Source organism: Candidatus Nitronereus thalassa (assembly GCF_032191465.1).
Taxonomy (GTDB): Bacteria; Nitrospirota; Nitrospiria; order Nitrospirales; family UBA8639; genus Nitronereus; species Nitronereus thalassa.
The window spans coordinates 1,307,247-1,328,536 of record NZ_JAQOUE010000001.1 but is presented as its reverse complement, the minus strand read 5'-3'; the positions used below and the strand labels follow the sequence as shown (position 1 = coordinate 1,328,536).

17 protein-coding genes are annotated in these 21,290 nt (G+C 48.2%); all 17 read left to right on the top strand.

Going from position 1 to position 21,290, the window contains the following annotated elements:
• Positions 1–102: 102 nt before the first annotated feature.
• The gene (locus PPG34_RS06025) at positions 103–984 is read left to right on the top strand and encodes a MinD/ParA family protein (protein WP_313832247.1); all 882 of its coding nucleotides are present in this window, start codon (positions 103–105) and stop codon (positions 982–984) included.
• 6 nt (positions 985–990) lie between these two features.
• A complete protein-coding gene (locus PPG34_RS06020; protein WP_313832246.1) occupies positions 991–1,788 on the top strand; it encodes a FliA/WhiG family RNA polymerase sigma factor in 798 nt (265 codons plus the stop codon).
• A 427-nt stretch (positions 1,789–2,215) separates the two neighbouring features.
• Entirely contained in the window at positions 2,216–3,442 is a 1,227-nt protein-coding gene (locus PPG34_RS06015) for a PP2C family protein-serine/threonine phosphatase (RefSeq protein WP_313832245.1), read from the top strand.
• Positions 3,443–4,173: 731 nt separating this feature from the next.
• On the top strand, positions 4,174–4,476 hold the full coding sequence (locus PPG34_RS06010) for an STAS domain-containing protein (protein ID WP_313832244.1): 303 nt from the start codon (positions 4,174–4,176) through the stop codon (positions 4,474–4,476).
• A gap of 31 nt (positions 4,477–4,507) precedes the next feature.
• Entirely contained in the window at positions 4,508–5,638 is a 1,131-nt protein-coding gene (locus tag PPG34_RS06005; RefSeq protein ID WP_313832243.1) for a methyl-accepting chemotaxis protein, read from the top strand.
• Positions 5,639–5,708: 70 nt separating this feature from the next.
• Complete coding sequence (locus PPG34_RS06000; protein WP_313832242.1) at positions 5,709–6,080, top strand: response regulator; 372 nt, start codon at positions 5,709–5,711, stop codon at positions 6,078–6,080.
• Between the two features lie 75 nt (positions 6,081–6,155).
• Positions 6,156–8,264, top strand: coding sequence for a chemotaxis protein CheA (locus PPG34_RS05995; protein ID WP_313832241.1), 2,109 nt, complete (start codon positions 6,156–6,158; stop codon positions 8,262–8,264).
• A gap of 128 nt (positions 8,265–8,392) precedes the next feature.
• Positions 8,393–8,908, top strand: a complete 516-nt coding sequence (locus PPG34_RS05990; protein ID WP_313832240.1) for a chemotaxis protein CheW — start codon at positions 8,393–8,395, stop codon at positions 8,906–8,908.
• 83 nt (positions 8,909–8,991) lie between these two features.
• The gene (locus PPG34_RS05985) at positions 8,992–11,223 is read left to right on the top strand and encodes a methyl-accepting chemotaxis protein (RefSeq protein ID WP_313832239.1); all 2,232 of its coding nucleotides are present in this window, start codon (positions 8,992–8,994) and stop codon (positions 11,221–11,223) included.
• A 107-nt stretch (positions 11,224–11,330) separates the two neighbouring features.
• Positions 11,331–11,873 (top strand): c-type heme family protein, encoded by a 543-nt coding sequence (locus tag PPG34_RS05980; protein WP_313832238.1) that lies wholly within the window; start codon positions 11,331–11,333, stop codon positions 11,871–11,873.
• A 403-nt stretch (positions 11,874–12,276) separates the two neighbouring features.
• On the top strand, positions 12,277–13,098 hold the full coding sequence (locus PPG34_RS05975; RefSeq protein WP_313832237.1) for a CheR family methyltransferase: 822 nt from the start codon (positions 12,277–12,279) through the stop codon (positions 13,096–13,098).
• 60 nt (positions 13,099–13,158) lie between these two features.
• A complete protein-coding gene (locus tag PPG34_RS05970; RefSeq protein ID WP_313834271.1) occupies positions 13,159–13,749 on the top strand; it encodes a hypothetical protein in 591 nt (196 codons plus the stop codon).
• Positions 13,750–13,842: 93 nt separating this feature from the next.
• Positions 13,843–14,895, top strand: coding sequence for a protein-glutamate methylesterase/protein-glutamine glutaminase (locus PPG34_RS05965; protein WP_420888063.1), 1,053 nt, complete (start codon positions 13,843–13,845; stop codon positions 14,893–14,895).
• Between the two features lie 186 nt (positions 14,896–15,081).
• Positions 15,082–15,438 carry an STAS domain-containing protein gene (locus PPG34_RS05960; RefSeq protein ID WP_313832235.1) on the top strand — a complete coding sequence of 119 codons (357 nt, stop codon included), beginning with the start codon at positions 15,082–15,084 and terminating at the stop codon, positions 15,436–15,438.
• Between the two features lie 254 nt (positions 15,439–15,692).
• Positions 15,693–17,072, top strand: a complete 1,380-nt coding sequence (locus PPG34_RS05955) for a cyclic di-GMP phosphodiesterase (RefSeq protein WP_313832234.1) — start codon at positions 15,693–15,695, stop codon at positions 17,070–17,072.
• A gap of 140 nt (positions 17,073–17,212) precedes the next feature.
• Entirely contained in the window at positions 17,213–20,200 is a 2,988-nt protein-coding gene (locus PPG34_RS05950; RefSeq protein ID WP_313832233.1) for a response regulator, read from the top strand.
• A gap of 37 nt (positions 20,201–20,237) precedes the next feature.
• Complete coding sequence (locus PPG34_RS05945) at positions 20,238–21,188, top strand: response regulator (RefSeq protein WP_313832232.1); 951 nt, start codon at positions 20,238–20,240, stop codon at positions 21,186–21,188.
• Positions 21,189–21,290 lie beyond the last annotated feature (102 nt).

Here is a 21,290-nt window from a genome sequence, read left to right as displayed (position 1 = left end):
AACGGGATGGTTTTGCCGAGGTCCCGTATCTTTTGGCAAGCCGGCTTTTGCCGGAGTTGAAGCAATGGTCATATCAACTTTTGGTTTATAAGGAAATACCCTATGGTCACCCAGATTGATCAAGCGAGCGGACTACGAGCAAGAGCCAGTGCCGGCCAAACCCATTCCCCCGTTCAAGTGATTGCCGTGAGTTCAGGGAAAGGCGGAGTGGGGAAAACCAATATCGTGGCGAACTTAGCCGTGGCTGGAGCGAAACAGGGATCTCACGTCATGATTATGGATGCCGATTTGGCGCTGGGGAACCTGGATGTCCTGTTAGGCCTCAATCCGACCTATACCTTGGAAGATGTGATTGCTGGGCGTCAATCGTTAGAGGATGTCGTGATTGACGGGCCATCGGGGGTACGAATTCTCCCAGCCACCTCGGGCGTGCAAGATCTCACCAGCTTGAGTCATGACCAGCAAATTCATCTGCAATCACAATTTTCACAATTGACGAAACCCCCGGAATTACTCTTGATCGACTGTGCGGCTGGTATCGCGGCCAATGTGCTCTACTTTAGCTTGGTCGCGAACGAAGTCCTGGTGGTGGTGACTCCGGAACCGACCTCACTGACGGATGCCTATGCGCTCATTAAGGTTTTATCAACTCGCTACCGACAAAAACGTTTTAGAATTTTAATCAACATGGCGAAACATGTTCGAGAGGCCAAAGACGTCTTTCGGAAATTAAGTAAGGTGTCGGACCGATTTCTGAGCGTCTCTCTGGATTTTGCTGGATGGGTTCCCTTGGATGACCACCTGTCTATGGCCGTTTGTCAGCAAAAGGCCGTGGTGGAAGCCTATCCTAAGGCTCCGTCGAGTCGGGCCTTGGTCGAACTGGTCGCGACGATCAATGAATGGCGAGCAGAACAATCGATGGATGGCGGGCTGCAACTCTTTGGCCCTTCGGTTCTGTGGGCACCTGGACAGGAAGGAGCGTAAGGTATTATGAAATCGACCCTCTCAGAGGCCCAAGCCAAGCGGAAAGTACAAGCTCGGTTTAAGACGACGGAGGCTGCGAAGTCCGTTGGGATACGAGGAGAAGAACGGGAAGTATTGATCAAGGAATTTGTGCCGGTCATTAAATATATGGCGCTACGGCTTGCCATGCGTGTTCCCGCGGGTTTGAATGTGGAAGACCTCATGAGTGCTGGCACCGTCGGTCTTTTGGATGCCCTCAGTAAATTCGATTCTTCGCGAGAAGTGAAGTTTCGCACCTATGCCGAGTTCCGTATTCGCGGGGCCATGCTCGATGAAATGCGATCCATGGATTGGGTGCCACGATCCGTACGTGAACGGATTGGCCGCATTCAACATGCCGCGAATGAATTTACCAAGAGAAAAGGTCGAACGCCTTCCGAGCAGGAATTGGCCGCAGAACTTGGAGTCGATGCCCAAGAAGTCGATGAAACCCTCCTGCAGGCAAAAGGAACGGTGGTCCTAAGTCTCGATGATTTGGGAACGTCGGATGATGATGCCCATTCAATATTAGATGTGTTGGCTGATACCGAACAGCCGAATCCCTTGGAGTCCTTATTATCCGAAGATACTCGGAAAGTGCTGGCCGAGGCGATCGACCGATTGCCTGAACGACAACGGTTGGTGTTGACCTTATATTATTTCGAAGAACTCACTATGAAAGAAATCGGGACGTTGCTGAGCGTGACGGAATCAAGGATTTGCCAATTACATGCGCAGGCAATGGTTCGGTTAAAAGCGCAACTCAGCACTAAACTGTCGCGGTAGAGATCGCTCATCTTTAGTTTTCGAGGCCCTGTCCTTCCTCAGGACTCCGCTTTTCTATTTATCGATCACATACCTACCAACATTCGAAAACCCATCGAATAGGCAAAGTTCACATGTTTTAGGTGAACGTTTGAGTATTGACGTTTTCTACCTTCACGTTCCAGGTCAGATCGGAAAGTATTTGTGCGTCTTTGATGGTGTAATGTTGCCAATTAATGTGATTTCAGTTTTCAATCTTTGAGTTTCAAAGTTGTTACGCGTCATTGGGTGCCAAACCTCATTTTCCCTTCATTAAGTTCGACTCATAAAATCCCGAAAGTTCAGTCAAACTATTCATCTCTATCTGGTTCTGTGGATGGCGATATTGGGGGTGGATCATCCTCGATTTCACTTAATACGGGAGCACGAGGCTGCCGAAGGAGCTGCAATGACTGAGCGCATAAATTTGATGACAGAAGAACCTGGTTTTGAGAAGGCGATTTCCGGTTCGTCTTCGCCTTCTACCATTTTGTTGGTTGATGATGAGAAGCTGGCTCGAATGGTTACCCGGCGACGCCTGGAACGTTTAGGCCATAAAATTATTGAAGCTGAAGATGGGAAACAGGCCATGGCCATCTTGGAGGAACACGGTGCGGATCTCATCATTTCTGATTGGATGATGCCGGAAATGGATGGTCCGACCCTGTGCGAAGCCGTGAAGGCTCATGAAAAACTTCGATCAACACCAATTATCTTGATGACCGCATTGGATCAGCCAGCCCAAATTGCTGAGGGGTTACAGCGTGGGGCAGATGATTTCTTAACCAAGTCCGCATCCGATCAGGAAGTTACCGCTCGAGTGAATGCCGGCCTTCGAACCCAACGATTAATTGACAACCTGGAACGATCGTATGAAGTCATAGCTCAAAAACAAAGTGAAATGGATGCCGAGCTAAAATCTGCTGCGAATTTTGTGACCTCACTGTTTCCGAAAGCGGGAGAAATTGTCCCTGGTATTCGATTAGACTGGGAATTTATTCCGTCGCTGGGCCTTGGAGGAGATCTATTTCAGGTGACTCGGTGGAGTGATGAATATCTTGGATTGGCCATTCTGGATATGTCAGGGCATGGGATTGGTCCTGCCTTGCGGGCCGTGTCCTTGGCATTAAAGTTCCGGGCAGACCACATGGCCCAAAGTCATCCAACGTATGATCCTGGAGAAATTATTGCCAGCCTCAATAAGGAAAATCCACTGACGGATGAGGGCGAATATTTTACGATTTGGGTTGGGGCCCTTCATTTGCCCACCCGTCGTTTGCGGTACGCTACCGCTGGCCATCCGGCAGTCGTTCTGACGCGAAATGACCAACCCCTTCAACCTATTGGCGCTAAAACGTGGCCGATAGGATTTGGTATCGAAGAAGTCTACCAAAGTGAGGAAGTGTCTTTGCAGTCGGGTGATCGATTGTATTTATTTAGTGACGGGATCTATGAGGTTTTTTCTCCTGCTGAAGAGTTGTGGGATCGTACCGGATTTGAGAACGCGTGTCAGGCTGTTCATACCACACCATTAAAGCAAGGATTGCAATGGATCGTCCAACAAGCCAAAGATTGGCAACATCAAGACACCTTTTTCGATGATGTCGCGTTAGTGGGTTTGGAAATACTCTCCTGAGTAGAGACTGCCTGGCGATGACACCAATATAGATGTTTTTGTTGGAAAGACGAGTGATCAATATTCACTGCACCTAGGTTTGGTATGGCAAGTATTTGAACGATGATCTACTAAAGGTAAATACTTCTTGCTCCGAAGACATCTCAAGAAGATATGAGGCAACATAAAAGACGTTAACTCGTTCTGTTGCTAGCCCTAAACACCTAAACGGGCAGGAGAATACGGCCTGCAAGTTGGAGGTCCCAATCCGTTGATTGAACGAATCTGGAATATTTCGGATGTTGGGTGCGCGACATGTCCTCGGCATATTAGGCCCCCACGGTTTGATGCCTGGCATGGACCCTACTCCTCTCTTGTCTCCAGTTCTCTAGAAAACCAAATTCCTATCTATCGAAGTCGTGGCCTGTCGCCATGAAGGCGAGCGATGCGCCTTGAAGAGGCAGTACCGTACGTGAGTTTCGGCCTGATTCTGAAAGAACACCAGAATGCTGATCGTGGGTTTCATATACCGTGAAATGAAATATATTTATCTAGATGCCGAACGTTTTGGAAATAGTCTTAAGCTGAAATAGGTCAACTCCGATAGAAAAGGGTCAATTTTGATGAACCAGGACGCTTTCCCAATATTAGTGAAAGGATGAATGGGAAAGTTTTTCTCATGATAGAAGAGCCGAATGTCCGCAGGTTAGTGACGTTGTGAATTCGGAAGTCTAGGCTTGGAGAACAAAGAAATGACGATTCAAGAACAGAACGGCCGCATAATTTTACAGCCCGAGGGTGAATTAACGATTTTTGAAGCCGCGGATTTTCGTCAGGCTCTCCTGGGTTTGAGTGAAAAGCCGGGAGACTTGGAGCTGAATTTGGCCAACGTTTCACGCATGGATTCATCAGGGGTCCAATTGGTTGTCTCTGCCTGCCAGGAAATGATTCTAGAGGTTACCAATGTCCCCTCCGCCGTCAAAGAGCAGTTTGAGGTTATTGGCTGTGGAAAATTTTTGGAGGGTCCTGCGATCTCCTCAGTAATGAAATCGTGAAGATGAATAATCTTCCAGAAAAAGGCTAAACATGATGCCTCTCATAATCGGAATATTTATTGGCCTGCTTGGAGTGGCTTGGGGAGTGGTGGCCAAGAGAAAACAAGCTTGGCTGGAGGAGCAACTTGCTTGTTGTCAGCAACAATGTGAGGAGAATCAGGCGTATCGACAAAGTTGGAAGGATTTTTCAGCTTGTCTTAGTGAATTGACCCCGGTCCTCGTGGCTCAGCTCAAGATGGTGGTGGAGGAAACGGGTCGGGCGGCAGATGGATTGATCGTGAGTTTTCAGGATATTGCACAACGCGCACGAACACAGGCGGAAGAGAACTCGCTATTAGTCGCTGACACAGAGGAATCTGAAGAGGTTGGTGAAATCCACTCGGTGAAACATATATTGGAAGAAACGAGCAAGACCATGGATCGATTTGTTCAAGATGTCTTCCGAACTTCAAAAATCACCATGCAAGCGGTTCAAGTCATGGAGGGAGCCGTGACGAGTACCGCGTCGATTTCTCAGATGGTTGAAGAGGTGGAATTCATTGCAGATCAAACCCGGCTGTTAGCACTCAATGCCGCGATTGAGGCTGCAAGGGCTGGTGAGCATGGTCGTGGGTTTGCAGTTGTGGCTGAGGAGGTCACGAAGTTAGCGAATCGATCACGACATGCGGCTAACCAGATTCGGGAAATGTGTGAAGGCGTTGCCGAATGCACTCGGGGGGCCATGAATGGATTAGAAGAATTAGCCTCTGTTGATATGACGGTGACGTTGGAATCCCAGGAAAGAGTAAAAGGTTTTACGAAAACAATTTTGGAAACCAACAGGGAATTAGAAGAAAAAGTCACGCGGGGTGCAGACCAAGCCAACGTGTTGGCACAAGATATCGCGGGCATTGTCGTCTCATTGCAATTTCAAGATATCACTCGCCAAAAAATTGAGCATGTATATGAGCCTCTTGAGACCATTCGGGAGACCATTAAAAAAATGGAGAAAGAGGGGTACTCGCAGGAAGTCGCGTTGGAAGCAGCTTCTATTTTTCGTGGACTGGGCGAGAGTTATACCATGGAGTCTGAGCGAGCCGTGATGAACGCAATTGCAGAAGGCGCAGATCTCACGACGGTGTCGGCGAAGAACGAATCGGAGGATAACGTAACGTTGTTTTGAACTGTGAGCAGATTTACGTTCACAAAAACCAATAAGCCAAATACGTGTTGGGAAGTATAGGGGGAGGTGTATGAGCAAGACAATTTTAGTCGTGGATGATTCGGTCTCCATGCGACAAATGGTAACGTTTACGCTCAAGGGGGCGGGGTTCGAGGTCGTGGAAGCTGGAGATGGAAAAGAAGCCGTTGCCAAACTCAATGGCGGTGCAAAACCTAACCTGGTGATCACCGATCTCAATATGCCGAATATGGATGGCATTTCTCTTATTAAGGAAATTCGAGGGATGGCGGCTCACAAATTTACCCCGGTACTCATGTTGACCACTGAGTCGGCGGATGACAAGAAAAAAGAAGGCCAATCAGCCGGAGCCACGGGCTGGATTGTGAAGCCCTTTAACCCCGATCAAATGTTGCAAGTCATCAAAAAGGTTTTGCCAGGGTGAGTCAAGGGAAGTCTCTGATGGTGCAAAGCCACGGTACTACAATGACATTTTCAGGGATGGTGAAAAGGGCATGCTATGAGCATTGATTTTTCAAGATTTCAGGAAACTTTTTTTGTAGAGTCTGCGGAGCATGTCGAAACCATGGAGACCGGCTTGCTGGATTTAGAACAGCGGGCCGATGATCTCGACCTGTTAAATCGAATATTTCGAGCTGCGCATTCCATTAAAGGGAACGCGGGTATGTTTGGGTTTACGGCCATCGGAGAACTGACCCACAAGATGGAGAATGTGCTGGATCGTCTTCGAAATCAAGAAATGGTCGCTACCCAGGGGACGATCGACGTGTTGTTGCGAAGCTTGGATGCATTGAAGTCATTACTCGATGCGGCACAAGGTGGAGCCAGTTTCGACCCCGAGATAATAAAACCCATCGAGGACGAACTTGTGGCCTGTCAAATGGGAGAACAAGCGGATTCTTCGCCTCAAGCCACGTCGTCCGCTCCTTCTCGACCTTCCGGTCCAACGCATCTCTGTGTGGATTGGGTGCCGTTGTCTGAATTGTTTCAGCGTGGTTTGGATCCTTCTCGCATCATTAAAGATCTCGCCGAACTCGGGGAAGTGTTAGAGGTGGGAGTAAAAACTAATCGCGTGCCTGCCTTAGCCGTGATGGATCCCGAGGTCTGCTACTTGGCCTGGCAGATCCGTATGGAGACGGATAAGTCGGTGAGAGAACTCGATGCTGTGTTTGATTTTGTGCGTGATGGAAGTGAATTAGTGATTACGGAGCAGCCGGTCTCCACATTTGTCAGCCAAGAAACCAAACGTGTGGGCGAAATCCTGGTAGACGAAGGCGCATTAACTCAAGCGCAACTCGAGGAGAGTTTAAATAAACAAAGGCGAATCGGGGAAATCTTGGTCGAGGACAAGGTGGTCGCTCCTCAACAGGTCGCGCAAGCGCTTCAAAAACAGCAAGACTCTGTCTCTCGTGTCAAAAAGAGTGAAGCGGCCTCGATTCGTGTGGATACGGAAAAAATCGACAAGCTCATTAATTTGGTCGGTGAGTTAGTTATTACGCAATCCATGATTACGGATTTAGGAGAACGATTTACTTTGGATCAACTCCCCATTCTTCAAGAGCGAGTCCTTCAATTGGAGCGGAATACACGAGAATTGCAAGAACGGGTGATGTCTATCCGGATGTTACCCATCGGGACAGCATTTCAACGGTTCCCACGTTTGGTGAGAGATTTGGCGTCAAAAAGTGGCAAGCAAATTCAGCTTGTCATGTCAGGTGAGGAAACGGAACTCGATAAGACGGTCATTGAGGCTATCGGAGATCCTTTGACTCATTTAGTGCGTAACTCTGCTGACCATGGATTGGAGTTACCAGAAGATCGCAAGGCCGAGGGAAAAAGTGAGTTGGGCACTATCCGGCTGAATGCCTATCAAGAAGGTGGAAGTATCTGCATTACGGTGGAAGATGACGGGCGAGGTTTGAATCGGGAAAAAATCCTGAAAAAAGCCGTTGCCAATGGCGTGATTTCCGAGGGGGAGACCTTGCCCGATGACCAAGTCTGGCAACTGATCTTCCGGCCGGGTTTTTCCACCGCAGAGAAAATTACGGATGTGTCAGGTCGTGGAGTGGGTATGGATGTCGTGAAACGAAACATTGAAGCGTTGGGTGGAGCCGTGACCATCCAGACTCAAGAAGGCAAGGGGTCACGACTGATGCTCAAACTTCCTCTCACCTTAGCGATTATGGATGGAATGACCGTTCGCGTTGGGGAGGAGCAATACATTATTCCGCTATTGTCTGTCACCGAGACCATTCAACCTAAGCGGTCGGAATTACAAACCATGGCGGGACGTGGAGAGGTAGTCGGTCTGCGCGGGGAATGGCTTCCGGTTCTCCGTTTGTATGAAGCGTTTCAGGTAACACCGGTAGTCACCGATCCTTGCCAGGCATTATTAGTTATTGTGGAGTCAGAAGGAAAACGGGTGGCCGTGTTAGTGGATGAACTCGTCGGGCAACAACAAGTCGTCATTAAAAGCCTGGAACAAAATTATCAAAAAGTGGGTGGCATTGCCGGCGCGACGATTCTGGGAGATGGTCATGTCGCGTTGATTGTTGATGTGCAAGGGTTAGTCAGTCATTCCCTCAATGGACAAAGTGTGGCCGCGTAGGTGTCAGGGGTTGTGCGAACAAACTGCTCCATTGGCGAAAGTGTTGGGAACATGATGAGCCGAATTGTATGAAACGTAGTGACCCTGTTCATCAAGGGCCATTCCAAATCTGATGGAGGAGGTAGGGTATGTCAACGGCAGTTGTTGAGCGTGAAGAATCACGAATAACCGGGGACGAGGAGGAAAAGCAATATCTGACCTTCGTTCTGGGAGATGAACAATATGGAGTGAATATACTCACCGTACAAGAAATCAAAGGGTATACCGATGTCACAAGAATTCCCAATACTCCTCCCTATATGAAGGGTGTCCTCAATCTTCGTGGGACCATTGTGCCGATCATCAATTTGCGGATGAAATTTGGAATGGAGCAGATTGACTTTACCAGCTTCACGGTCATTGTCGTGGTAGTGGTACAGGGTCGTGTAATGGGTATGATTGTCGACTCGGTGTCCGATGTTCTGACGATGAAAGCGCAGGACATGAAACCAGCGCCAGCCTTGGGCGTAAAAGTAGATACCAGTTTCATCGATGGAATCGCGACAACTGGAGATCGACTGGTCACGCTGCTGGATATTGATCGAGTGCTGTCAGACCGGGAAATCGAACAGGTGGAAGCCGTAGCCTCGAAGGAAAACGAGTAAATAGAAAAATGATTGTATTAATAGTAATGGTATTTCTCGATATCACGACCTTTCTTTAGGAAAGGGAGAAGGAAAAAGGGGGCATGGATATGTGGACCAAATGGGTTTCGTTTAAAAATTGGAGTGTGACGGGGAAGTTGATCGCACTGTTCGCGGTGTTCGGGATTATTCCTATGGCTGCCATCGGATTGATTGCTTTTCAAGCGACGACGGGCATGACAGAAAAAGTCGGTCTTCGTTTTCAGGACCTGGCCGTGGCGGTATCCGAACAAATTGATCGGAACCTGTTTGAGCGATATGGGGATGTGCAGGCGTTTACATACAATGACGTGGTGACCCGCTTATCCAATTGGGGGGATCGAAGTGATACGAATGCCATTAGCAAGGTGATGAATAAATATGTGGCGGCCTATGGAATCTATTATTTGACTATGATGGTGGATACTAATGGGCAGTTGATTGCCGTTAACTATAAGGATGCCTTGGGAAATCCTATTGATGTGAGTTCTTTATGGACAAAAAATTTTAAAGAGACCCCCTGGTTTAAAGCCCTAGAAGCGGATCAGTATACCACCAAAATGCCGTTTACCGCTCCGGGAAACGATCAATCCACCGGAACCTTTATTGAGGATGTCCATGTGGATCCGATGGTGAAAGCTGCCTATCCAGGAAATGATGGGTTGACCATGGGATTTTCGGCTCGGGTATACGATGGAGATGGACAGCTGGTGGGATATTGGACCAACCGAGCCAAGTTTTCTGTTGTGGAAGAAATATTCCAGAAAACGTATCAGGAGTTGAAAGGTGCTGGTTTTCCGGGGGCAGAATTAACCTTACTTGGAGATAAGGGACAAGTGTTAATCGACTTTGATCCCGTGCGGCAGGGAAAAGAAGTAATTACTCACGATTTAGCCAACACACTTTTCGTCATGAACTTGGCGGACAAAGGTGTGCCGTTTGCTCAACGCGCGGTTGCCGGAGAATCAGGGTATCTTACGGCGATACATGCCCGGAAACAGATTTCACAGACCGGGGGGTTCACACATTTAGATGGTGCGTTAGGCTACCCAGGAATGAATTGGTCTGTATTGGTCAGAGTCCCGGAAACCGAAGCCATTGCTGAAGCCTTGGGTATTCAGCAAAAAGTTCTCATGACGGCCCTGGTATGTTTAGCCTTTATTATCCCGATAGGGTGGTTCGTTGGTCGTAAGGCGGCTCAAGGATTAACAAGGGTGAACGAAGTGGCTCAACTCGCGGCCCAAGGAGATCTGACTCAGCGTATTCCGGTGACGAGTAATGATGAGTTAGGAAAAATGAGCGAGGCACTCAATAGTATGTTCGAGAATGTGTCGAAGGTGGTTGGGCAAGTCCGGCAGGCGGCAGAGCAAGTGACTACCGCCTCAGCAGAAATTAGCCAGGGCAATGATGATCTCTCACAACGGACATCAGAGCAAGCCTCATCATTAGAGGAAACAAGTGCGTCGATGGAGGAAATGACTTCGACTGTGAAGCAAAACGCGGATAATGCCAAGCAAGCGAATCAATTGGCCATTGCCGCTCGCGAAGTAGCGGAAAAAGGTGGCAAGGTGACGGCGGATGCAGTTCATGCCATGGAAGAAATTAATAAAAGCAGCAAAAAGATTGCTGACATTATCAATGTGATCGATGAAATTGCCTTCCAAACAAACTTGTTGGCCTTGAATGCAGCGGTGGAAGCTGCCAGAGCCGGCGAGCAAGGCCGGGGGTTTGCCGTGGTGGCCTCCGAGGTCAGGAACTTGGCGCAGCGTTCGGCGAGTGCCGCCAAAGAAATCAAAGACCACATCAGTGAGTCTGTGCAAAAGGTCAGTGATGGGTCTGAGTTAGTGAATCAATCTGGAAAGACGCTTGAGGAAATTGTGGGCTCGGTGAAACGGGTGACGGATATTATCTCCGAAATCACTGCAGCTTCGCAGGAGCAATCGGCCGGGATTGACCAAGTGAACAAAGCCATTATGCAAATGGATCAAACCACCCAACAAAATGCCGCCTTAGTGGAACAAGCGGCTTCTAGTGCACAATCGATGCAACAGCAAGCTGGTGCCTTGCAACAAGAAGTGGAATTTTTCAAAACCGCGGTGGAAAATGCGTCGTCACGCTTACAGGTATCCAGTCCTGAGGCCAAAACCGTTACGGCAAAGCAAAAAGGGCAATCAGCACCACAGAAAACTCCTAACTCTCCTGCTCCTAAGAAAGAAACCTTTGAGCTAGTCGGCGCTGGTGCCGGCAAAGGGCAAAATAGCCGGGAGCGAACAGATGATGAGTTTGAGGAATTTTAAGAGTGTAAATATTGCTTGACATACAGGGGGAGTCGGCAAAGAATACGCAATCCTCAGTAATGGGAAAAGCGTTTACTATTCACCGTATTATCCTAAGGAGGGGATGTATGAGGAAAACATTGCAGACAGTGGTATTGTTGGGAGTCGGTGTGGTATTTGCGACAGGCGTTATTGTTTCGTCTGGCCAAGCGGCTGACATGAGCAAGGATACGGCGATTAAGTACATTCTTGCGACCGCGAAAGCAGCGAGAACAGTTTATGTCAAAGGTATTATTGGCAAGGCTAAGAAGGGCGGCGTGAGCCCTAATGAAGATTGGGTCAAGGAAGATCATTCGATTATGCTTCCTGCCCAATATGTCAAGGCCATTGGCGCGGAAATTAAGGATTTTGAATTGACCTTAGTTGGGACTAATCCTCTGTACTCGTCCAATGCGGCGAAGACCGACAAGGAAAAAGAAATGCTGGCGGCTCTGGCCAGCGGGAAAGAGAAAATGGTGACGTTTGAAGATGGAAATATGACAAAAGGCATGTCTGCGGATTTTGCTATTGTTGAAGGGTGTGCCGATTGTCATAATAAACATCCCAAAACGACGAAGAAGGATTGGAAAAAGGGAGATTTCATGGGGGCAATTATCGTCAGAATGCGATAAAGCTATCTCGGAATTTTCTGAGCCCAGGGACGCTAGGTTTAGCCTAGTTTCCCTGGGCTTTTTTTGTCACAAGGGAGATGATTCGCCTGATGAACGTTGAAATCCTCCTCCAATTTTTACTTGGGTCTTTATTTTCTTACATGCGCCCTGGGGCAAAGTTAAACGAGTCTGAAAGAGTACGTGCGAACATTTTTTAATTGCCCTAGGGAAAAAGCGATCTTGAAGTGTCTGTGAATGAATTGTTCTATCTCAGGAAAGTTCTTTTAATGACATCTGGTAAAGGGCTTGTTGATGAACACCGATATAGAACACACAACCAAAGTGAAATCTCACCAAAAAATATGATTGCATGTTGATTCTCGAATGTTCTTTCGAGGGGGCACATGAGCCTACGAACGAGTCTATGATGGATATGACCCTTACGACCAATGAATTTCAACAGATTCAAAGCCTCTTATATCAAAAGGCAGGGATTACTCTGACCGAACAAAAACAAACATTGATCGTATCCAGGCTATCCAAGCGGATTCGACACCTCGGGTTGCCTTCCTTTCAAGCCTATTATGATTTGGTCGTGAATGGAGTGGACTCTGGCGAGCTCACGCAAATGCTGGACCTCTTGTCCACTAATAAAACGGATTTTTTTCGGGAGCCCGTCCATTTCGAATTCTTAAAAGCACAAATCATTCCCACGCTCTCTCCATCCAAGCATATTCGAATTTGGTCTTCCGCTTCCTCAAGTGGAGAGGAGCCGTATTCCATTGCCATGACTTTATTAGATGCCGTGCCCGACCCGAGTCAATGGAATTGTAAAATCTTGGCGTCGGATCTATCGACACGAGTGTTGGCGAAGGCTGCTCGTGGAGTGTACGAAGATGAGCGTGTATTGAATTTACCGCCGGAGATGGTGAAGCGTCATTTTCTTCGAGGGAACGGGGGACAACGAGGATACGTGAAGGTTAAGCCCAAAGTCCGTCAGATGGTCATCTATCGACGCATTAATCTAATGGATGAATCTTTTCCCATTCAAAGTTTATTAGATGTCATTTTTTGCCGGAACGTCATGATCTATTTTGATCGTCCAACACAGGCCAAACTGATGGCGAAGTTTTTTCGATATTTAAAACCAGGAGGCTATCTGTTTATCGGACATTCAGAAAGTTTGCAATGGATCGATCATCCTTTTACCTATGTGGCACCGACGATCTATCGAAAATCGGTCTAAATTGGAAATGAGAATTTTCGAAGGAACGCCAGCGCAAGAGGGGGGAAGAGGGAAGTCGTGATGGAGTTTGGCCATATACGGCGAATGCGAGATATGCGGTTTCCTCATGAAATTGCCGTGATTATGCCGGGCGAGTTTTTTGTGAGTCGGGCGCCCATGGTGGTGTATACGGTTCTCGGATCGTGCATTTCGGTGTGTATCAGGGATACCGTTACCAAAATCGGCGGTATGAATCATTTTATGTTGGCTTCGCCTAGCGGAAACGTGGAAAACGATCATTGGGGCCCTTCGGCGCGGTATGGTAGTTATGCCATGGAAGTACTCGTAAATGAATTGTTGGGACAAGGAGGCCACAAGAGTCGCTTTGAAGTGAAGGTGTTTGGCGGTGGAAAAATTTATGAAGGTCGGAATGATGTCGGGGCGAAAAATGCAGCGTGGGCCCTAGAATACTTGGAGCGTGAAGGTATGCAGCCTATCAAGGCTGATGTCGGAGACGTGTGTCCGCGAAAGGTCTATTACTTTACGGAATCTGGGAGAGTGCTATTAAAGAAACTGGATGGTATTCAACGACAACAGATTGTGAAAGAAGAACAGCAATACCAGCAGATTGTTGAAAAAGAAGTTAGTGCTGGTGATGTGACGCTTTTCTAAGTGCCTATATTCAGGATTGAGATTCATGCCTAGTGAAAGAGATCGTGGACCATGGGGAGATAAAACTACTTCTGATTTTGGGGAAGGAATGTAATGAAAATGATACGTGTTCTCGTGGTTGATGATTCGGCATTAATTCGCGGGGTATTGACAGAGATATTGTCTCAAGATTCTGAAATCGAAGTCATAGGTACGGCTCCAGATCCTTATATCGCCCGACAAAAAATAAAAACCCTCAATCCTGATGTCCTGACCTTGGATGTTGAAATGCCCAAGATGGATGGTCTGACATTTTTGGAAAAATTAATGACGGGTCATCCTATGCCTGTGGTCATGGTCAGTTCGTTAACCCAACAAGGATGTGAAACTACCCTTCGGGCACTCGAGTTGGGAGCGGTGGATTTTGCAACCAAACCGACCTTAGATATTCGGCATGGTATGGAAGATCTTGGGCAAGATCTTATTCATAAAGTCAAAGCGGCGGCCCAATCTACTGTTCGGGCCCGGCAGAAACGAAAGAATTCTGAAGTAGAAGTCCGACCTTCGTTGGCCTCATCGGCTATGTTGAAAACGACAGACACGATTATTGCCATTGGCGCGTCAACCGGGGGCACAGAGGCATTGCGCGATATCCTTGAAGTTCTTCCTCCGAATACTCCGCCTATTATTATCACGCAACACATGCCGGAGCGATTCACTAAGCATTTTTCGGATCGGCTCAATGAAATTTGCCAAATTCGGGTCAAGGAAGCCGAAGATGGCGATAGCGTGATTCCGGGGCAAGCGCTCATTGCTCCTGGAAATTTTCATATGGAGCTTCGTAGGAGCGGTGCTCGCTATCATGTCGTGACCAATCAAAACCCGCCGGTGAATCGGCACCGACCCTCGGTTGACGTGTTGTTCCAATCAGTGTCCCAATATGCAGGAACGAACAGTGTTGGCGTGATTCTCACAGGAATGGGAAATGATGGGGCCGCCGGTCTTTTAGAGATGAAACGTGCTGGAGCTTATACGATCGGCCAGGATGAGGCCTCTTGTGTTGTGTTTGGAATGCCGAAGGAGGCCATTAAGGCTGGAGGGGTCGATAAAATCCTACCTTTAAGCGAAATACCTGCTGACATTTTACATCGCGTGTCTCAAGTGTGATCTTTTGGGTAAAGATCTAGGTCTTGATCACCGATAATACCCTAGCGGGTTGTCCTGATAAATATCAGACGATTCCTCAAGATTATCGAATTCATGGGAAATTCTTCAGGGGGCCACCCCAGGAATTGAGCATAACATCTTTGGTTCGAGTCGAAGTACAGAGTTTACCTTTTTAGGGAGGTCGTCATGGAGTTGACAGAACATCAGCAGGGTTCCGCGACAGTATTGGATATCAGTGGTCGGTTTGATTTTGCATCCCGGCGGGAATTTAAAGAGGCCATGGATCGACTTCAACAAGCTGGATGTCACCATGTGATTCTCAATCTCGAGAAAGTATCCTTTGTCGATAGCTCCGCATTAGGTTTGTTGGTCGTGGCCCATCAAAATCTGAAGCTAAAGGAAGGTCGTATTTCCTTGGTAAATCCACAGTCGTATGTTCGGCAGATATTAGATCTTGCCAATGTGCCCAGGATGATCCCAGTGTTTTCGTCTGTGGAAGAGGCATGCTCGGGGTTTGATCAGTCCGTGGCCGTCGCTCATTAAGAAAAAGCTGTCTGGCAGAGGCGCCTTCCAAAACTTTTGGAATAACCCTTTGTCTGCCATGAAGGGAAAGGGTGACGCGGTATTGGCGAGCCCATTATTTTGATGGGGTCCACAATCCTGTCTGGCCGGTCTTTTTTTGTTTTTCTCACCGGGTTCAAACCCGTGGTTTCTCCAGGACGTTCCTGCCTGTTTTTCAGTTCTCTCGCTTCATGGTTGTTAGGATGAGGGAGTGCTGAGCATCGATTCATAACATCATGAAAAAACAGATCTCATTAGATCAGCTTAAACCCGGCATGTTTCTCATGGGCATGGACCAAAGTTGGTGGAATACTCCTTTCATCCTGCACCACCGAATCATAAAAAATATAGGGGAAGTGGAACGGTTACGGCAGTCCGGTGTTCGGACCGTGGTTATTGAAACCTCTAAGGGGCTGGACGTTGAGGAGTCTAGTGCTCCAGATACACCCGATGCCAATGAGCCGCAGGGAATTGAATCATCTGTTGTGGATGAAACCGTTTTGCCCGAACTAGGATCGGACATTCCGAATAAAGTTTCTGATGTTAGAATGGCCGAATCATGTGATGATCATAACCCCCAACATCCTAAGGATTCGCTTGCCCCGTCTTTCAGAATGGATTCTGGCTCTGGGTCCAGACCATCCGACAGTCCTCAGCTGACACCAGAAGAGGGTGCCCAACGTGTCCGTGATGAAGCCGTACGCGCCGTCCAAAAAGTATTTGAAGGAGTGCATTCAGGAGAGCCGATCGACCAGCCAGCGCTGGAGAATATGGCTCACGACATTGTTCAGAATGTCGTAGATGATCCAAAAGCCTTTTCTCAGATTATCCTGATCCAAAATCTTTCCTCGGTTGATAAATATCTCTACCACCATGTGGTAGATGTCTGTGCCCTATCCGTCGTCTTGGGAATTGAAATGGGATGGGAGGAAAAAGAATTGAAAACTCTCGCCATGGGTGCCCTGCTCCATGACCTCGGCTATGTTCGGTTACCCAACAATTTGGTCCGAAAAAGGAAAACGGCCGGAGAGGCAGAGCGTCAGTTACTGTCCAAACATGCGGAGCTGGGATATGCCATGGTGCAATCCTCTACCGAACTTTCTCCAGGTATTAAACAGATTATTTTGGAGCATCATGAACGATCGGATGGAACGGGAGAGCCACATGGACTTCAAGGTTCGGTCCTTTCCCTTTTGAGCCAGGTCGTGGGCTTGGTCGATGAGTTTGACAAGTTGACGAGCAATTGGGGCGCAGGGCCTTCTCGGCCTACGGCATTGGTTTTAAGAGAATTGTACCATGAGGCGCAACAAGGTCGTTTTTCCTTACGCCCCATCGAACGCCTGATTCAATGTTTGGGTGTGTATCCTTTAGGGAGTCTAGTTGAGCTGTCCACCGGGGAGCAGGGAGTGGTCGTTATGACGAATCCTACGAGCTTGCTTAAACCCAAGATCAAGTTGATTGTGGGGCCCGACCATCTTCCTTATCCGGTTCCCATTGTTATTGACCTGAATGATTCGGCACCTGGGGATCCAGCCCGATCGATTCGGTCCTTGTTAGATGCGCATCAGGAACAAATTCAGGTTGAAAAATATATGACTGTCGGCGCTTCAGCTTGAATCTTACCGATCGCACATGGTGCCGCATTCTAGGCTGTGTTGTTTGTGCCCCCTGAGCCATTTTAATCAGCAACCTAGCGCTGCTGAAAAGTTTTGGCTCAATGAGGCGGTAATCGTGCTGGCTGATCAAAGGTGTTTGCATGTCACAAAATAGATCACCAATAGGATCGCAGGGGTCGTTGGAGCAACAATTACGTTGGTTTCATGCGACCAATCGGGCGGTGCTCAATTCCTTAGCGGTTGCGGTGTGTACGGTGGATCAGCGTGGCATCATCCAAACCCTAAATCAGGAAGCGGTGAGGCTTCTGGGTTGGGGTGAATCGGTCTGCCAGGGTCGGTCCTTTCATGAATTGACTCAATGTTCATCAAGTCAGTCTTCCTCAAATGAAGACGTCTGCCCCATTATTCAAGCTTTACAGACAGGGAAACCTTTATGGCTCCCCCGAGCGGGCCTCAAGGCTCGGAATGGAGAATGGCTGGTGGTTGAATTGACATGTACGCCTCTGGTTGATGAGGGAGCGTCAGGGATTGTTCTAAGTTTTCGAGATTTGGCCACCCAGATTCAAATGGAGGAAAATCTGCGTCGGTTGGCCTCGATCCCAGAGGAAAGTCCCTTCCCAATTGTTGAGTTGGATAGCCAAGCCAATATGCTGTATGCGAATCCTTCCATGACCCGGTTGATGCAACAGGCAGGATTTCGTGACGAAGGGTTCTCCGCGGCGTTGCCTCATGATGTGTCCAACATCGTTGGGCGATGTTTGGAGTCAGGAGTATCGGAGCAAGACGTTGAGGTGGATGTGGGGCATAAACAATATGCGTGGCTCTTTTGCCCATTGATAGAACTACAGTTAGTTCGAGGTTATGGCATTGACGTGACTGAGCGGAAGAACGCGGCTGATGAACTCGGCCAGTTTGTCGAAATGCTCGGCCGTAAAAATATTGAATTGGATGAAGCCTTAACGAAGGCAGAAGCTGCGACTCAGGCGAAAGCCGCGTTCCTGGCGACAATGAGCCATGAAATTCGTACTCCGTTGAATGGAATCATTGGCATGACGGCATTGCTCGCCGACAGTTCCTTGTCTGCTGAACAACAGGAAGATGCTGAGACGATACAAAAATCCGCCGAAGGCCTCTTGAGTATTATTAATGACATTTTGGATTTCTCGAAAATTGAAGCAGGTCGGCTCGAATTTGAAGTCATCGATTTTGATTTGCAGGAATTGCTGGAGGATGTGTTAGACATTCTTGCGTTGCGAGCTCACGATAAGGGGCTCCATTTATCAGGGTGGGTCTCTCATGATGTGCCCGGTGGCCTACGAGGGGACCCCATGCGATTGCGGCAAATCCTGACTAACCTTGTTAGTAATGCAATAAAATTTACAGAGCGAGGAGAGGTGATTGTTGAGATTAAACCTCAAGCTCGAGACGCTCACTCTGATACGTTGGCTGTTGGTCGCACAGACCTGAAGACCGTGGAGTTAAAATTTTCCGTTCGGGATACGGGGATTGGCATTACCCCGGAAGGGCAACATCGATTATTTCAGGCATTTTCACAGGCCGATTCCACGATGACGCGAAAGTATGGGGGGACAGGCTTGGGGTTGGCGATTTCCAAACAACTGGCGGAGTTGATGGGGGGGGGCATCGGAGTCACTTCTCTCCCAGAGCAAGGGAGTGAGTTTTGGGTCACCATCCCGTTTGAATTTTACCCGGATCACGCAGTTGCAATGTTTGCCACTGAACGTTCCATGCTGCAAGACCGGGCAGTGTTACTTTTGGAGGCCCATGCCCCTACGAAGAAGAGCATCGAAGCGTCGTTGGAAGCAGTCGGAGTGTCTTGTCATAGCGTAGATTCACTTTCGCAGGGGATTCAAACCCTTCAAGGGCTGTCTTCCAATCCTCAGGTGTTCGATATGGCCATCATTGATTGTGAGGGGCTGGAAACCGCCCCTTCATCAATCCTGCAAGCTCTTCAAGATGCGATGGGGACAGCCAAGGTCCCCTTAGTTCCTCTTCTTCGTGGCAATAGGAGAAGTAGCGAGTTGGCTTCCGAGGTTGGTGGAGATTTATGGCTGACCAAGCCCTTACGCCGGTCCAGGCTATACAAATGCCTTCAATCGTTACTCAATCAGCCTGGTGCCTTATCCCGCCGAGAAGCGGTGCCCGAAAAATCAGAAGCTCAGGGGGGTGTGATCAAGGGGCTTACTTCTCCCGCCAAGGGATTTCAGGGACGAATATTATTGGCAGAGGATAACCCGATTAATCTCAAAGTAGTCCTAGGGATGTTACAAAAATCGGGGGTCGAAGTCGATGCGGTGAGCAATGGGCGAGAGGCCTACAAAGCCTTTGTGACGACACGGTATGACCTTGTCTTCATGGATTGGCAAATGCCCCATATGGATGGTCTTCAAGCTACCCAAGAAATGAGAAAGCATGAAGCACTGGGGAGCAACCGTGATGCCGAAAAACAGAATGATGGCAAAAAAACTTTGGAGCGACGGCATAGGGATCACGTCCCCATCATTGCCATGACTGCCAATGCCATGCCAGGAGATCGAGAAAAATGTCTGGCGGCTGGGATGGATGATTATTTGGTGAAACCGCTTCGCATGTCGGCTGTGGTCGATATGTTGACCACTTGGTTGCCGCTTCAAGAGTCCGCATGGGACAGAGAATTAGACGAGACTCATGATTCGACATGTGTCACCTTGAGTGACGACAATAGTGAAGGAATGCCATCGTCTGACGATGTCACTCCATGTGGGGAATCCACGATTTGGGACCCCAGTATTGCGCTGTCTCATCTGGATGGTGATCCGGTATTGTTGCACGAGTTAATTGAAATGTTTCTGGAAATCGGGCCGGCGACGTTATCAAAAATTCGTCAGGCGCTTGATGATCAAGATTTAATAACGATTGAACGTTCGGCCCATACCCTCAAGGGTTCGGTTGGAGCATTTCGCGTCGATTCCCTGATGGTTTTGGCCGCAGACCTTGAGCGACTCGCTGTTGAACAACGAGGGGACAAGGCGGAACTTGTCTTTCAACAATTATCCGAAAAGATGACACAACTATTTCGGGAATTTCAGGAGTATCTCCACCACCTCTGTGCCCAGAAAAACTCCTGAATCTTTCAACCTATTACCATAAAAGATTGAAGGCGATATGGCTTTTCCCTCACAACATCCTGAGACAGTACTGGTGGTGGATGATGATCCGGTGACTTTGGATTGTTTAAGAGAAACCATCATCCTATTGGGATTAGAGGTGTGTGTGGCTTCCGATGGCAATGAGGCTCTGTTAGTGTTTGAACAACAGAACCCGAGTCTCGTGATCACCGATGTTCGAATGCCGAACATGGATGGGTTGTCGTTAACTCATCAAGTCAAAGCCCGCTGTCCTGATTGTCCGGTGATCATGGTGACGGGATATGGAGATGAGGCTACAGCGGTCGCCGCGTTAAAAGCTGGAGCCAGTGATTATTTGCATAAACCGTTTCAAATTTCGGAATTAAAGAACACCGTTCAACGGTCTCTTTCACTCATTCGTGCAAGATCCACAGAAACCCAGGCATTACAGTCCCTCAAGAAGGTGACGTGGTCATTCGAAATCGAAAATAACCTTGATAGTTTAGGTGGAATTCTGACGACCATGCTTCGACCTGTGGATGTCTGGTTGTCCGAAGGTGGTCAATTGCATGTCCGAATGGGTTTGCAAGAGTTATTGATCAATGCCGTTGAGCATGGAAATTTAGGGATTACGGCGGAGGAGAAGCGTACGGCCTTGATGGAGGATACCTATGACGCATTATTGGAGGCACGTCGGAAACTTCCACTCTATGCCAATCGTCGGGTGAAGGTGTGGATGGAAAATGATCCAGCCAAGCATGTTTTTCATTGTCGCATTCAGGACGAAGGTGAAGGGTTTGATTGGGAACCTCTTCTCCATGGCCATGTCGATTCCATTCCCGCCTTAGCAGGATCAGGGCGAGGAATTTTTTTGGTGAAAACGATGATTCCTCAAATCCAATATTTTGGTTGTGGCAATGAGGTGATGCTTACCGTGCAATATGGAGCTTTGGGGGACGGTTCTTCCAATTCTCCATCTCCGCAATGATGGTGAATAGCTAAGCTCCTCAGGGCTAAGTTAGCGAGAATTCCAAACGTTCATATCAGAAAAAAATGACCTGAGAACAAATTTGCCTATTTGAGGAAAATC

Excerpts from the sequence above, each read along its gene's own strand:
- PPG34_RS06025 (WP_313832247.1), top strand. The coding sequence starts at position 103 with ATGGTCACCCAGATTGATCAAGCGAGCGGACTACGAGCAAGAGCCAGT.
- PPG34_RS06020 (WP_313832246.1), top strand. The coding sequence starts at position 991 with ATGAAATCGACCCTCTCAGAGGCCCAAGCCAAGCGGAAAGTACAAGCT.
- PPG34_RS06015 (WP_313832245.1), top strand. The coding sequence starts at position 2,216 with ATGACTGAGCGCATAAATTTGATGACAGAAGAACCTGGTTTTGAGAAG.
- PPG34_RS06010 (WP_313832244.1), top strand. The coding sequence starts at position 4,174 with ATGACGATTCAAGAACAGAACGGCCGCATAATTTTACAGCCCGAGGGT.
- PPG34_RS06005 (WP_313832243.1), top strand. The coding sequence starts at position 4,508 with ATGATGCCTCTCATAATCGGAATATTTATTGGCCTGCTTGGAGTGGCT.
- PPG34_RS06000 (WP_313832242.1), top strand. The coding sequence starts at position 5,709 with ATGAGCAAGACAATTTTAGTCGTGGATGATTCGGTCTCCATGCGACAA.
- PPG34_RS05995 (WP_313832241.1), top strand. The coding sequence starts at position 6,156 with ATGAGCATTGATTTTTCAAGATTTCAGGAAACTTTTTTTGTAGAGTCT.
- PPG34_RS05990 (WP_313832240.1), top strand. The coding sequence starts at position 8,393 with ATGTCAACGGCAGTTGTTGAGCGTGAAGAATCACGAATAACCGGGGAC.
- PPG34_RS05985 (WP_313832239.1), top strand. The coding sequence starts at position 8,992 with ATGGATATGTGGACCAAATGGGTTTCGTTTAAAAATTGGAGTGTGACG.
- PPG34_RS05980 (WP_313832238.1), top strand. The coding sequence starts at position 11,331 with ATGAGGAAAACATTGCAGACAGTGGTATTGTTGGGAGTCGGTGTGGTA.
- PPG34_RS05975 (WP_313832237.1), top strand. The coding sequence starts at position 12,277 with ATGATGGATATGACCCTTACGACCAATGAATTTCAACAGATTCAAAGC.
- PPG34_RS05970 (WP_313834271.1), top strand. The coding sequence starts at position 13,159 with ATGGAGTTTGGCCATATACGGCGAATGCGAGATATGCGGTTTCCTCAT.
- PPG34_RS05965 (WP_420888063.1), top strand. The coding sequence starts at position 13,843 with ATGAAAATGATACGTGTTCTCGTGGTTGATGATTCGGCATTAATTCGC.
- PPG34_RS05960 (WP_313832235.1), top strand. The coding sequence starts at position 15,082 with ATGGAGTTGACAGAACATCAGCAGGGTTCCGCGACAGTATTGGATATC.
- PPG34_RS05955 (WP_313832234.1), top strand. The coding sequence starts at position 15,693 with ATGAAAAAACAGATCTCATTAGATCAGCTTAAACCCGGCATGTTTCTC.
- PPG34_RS05950 (WP_313832233.1), top strand. The coding sequence starts at position 17,213 with ATGTCACAAAATAGATCACCAATAGGATCGCAGGGGTCGTTGGAGCAA.
- PPG34_RS05945 (WP_313832232.1), top strand. The coding sequence starts at position 20,238 with ATGGCTTTTCCCTCACAACATCCTGAGACAGTACTGGTGGTGGATGAT.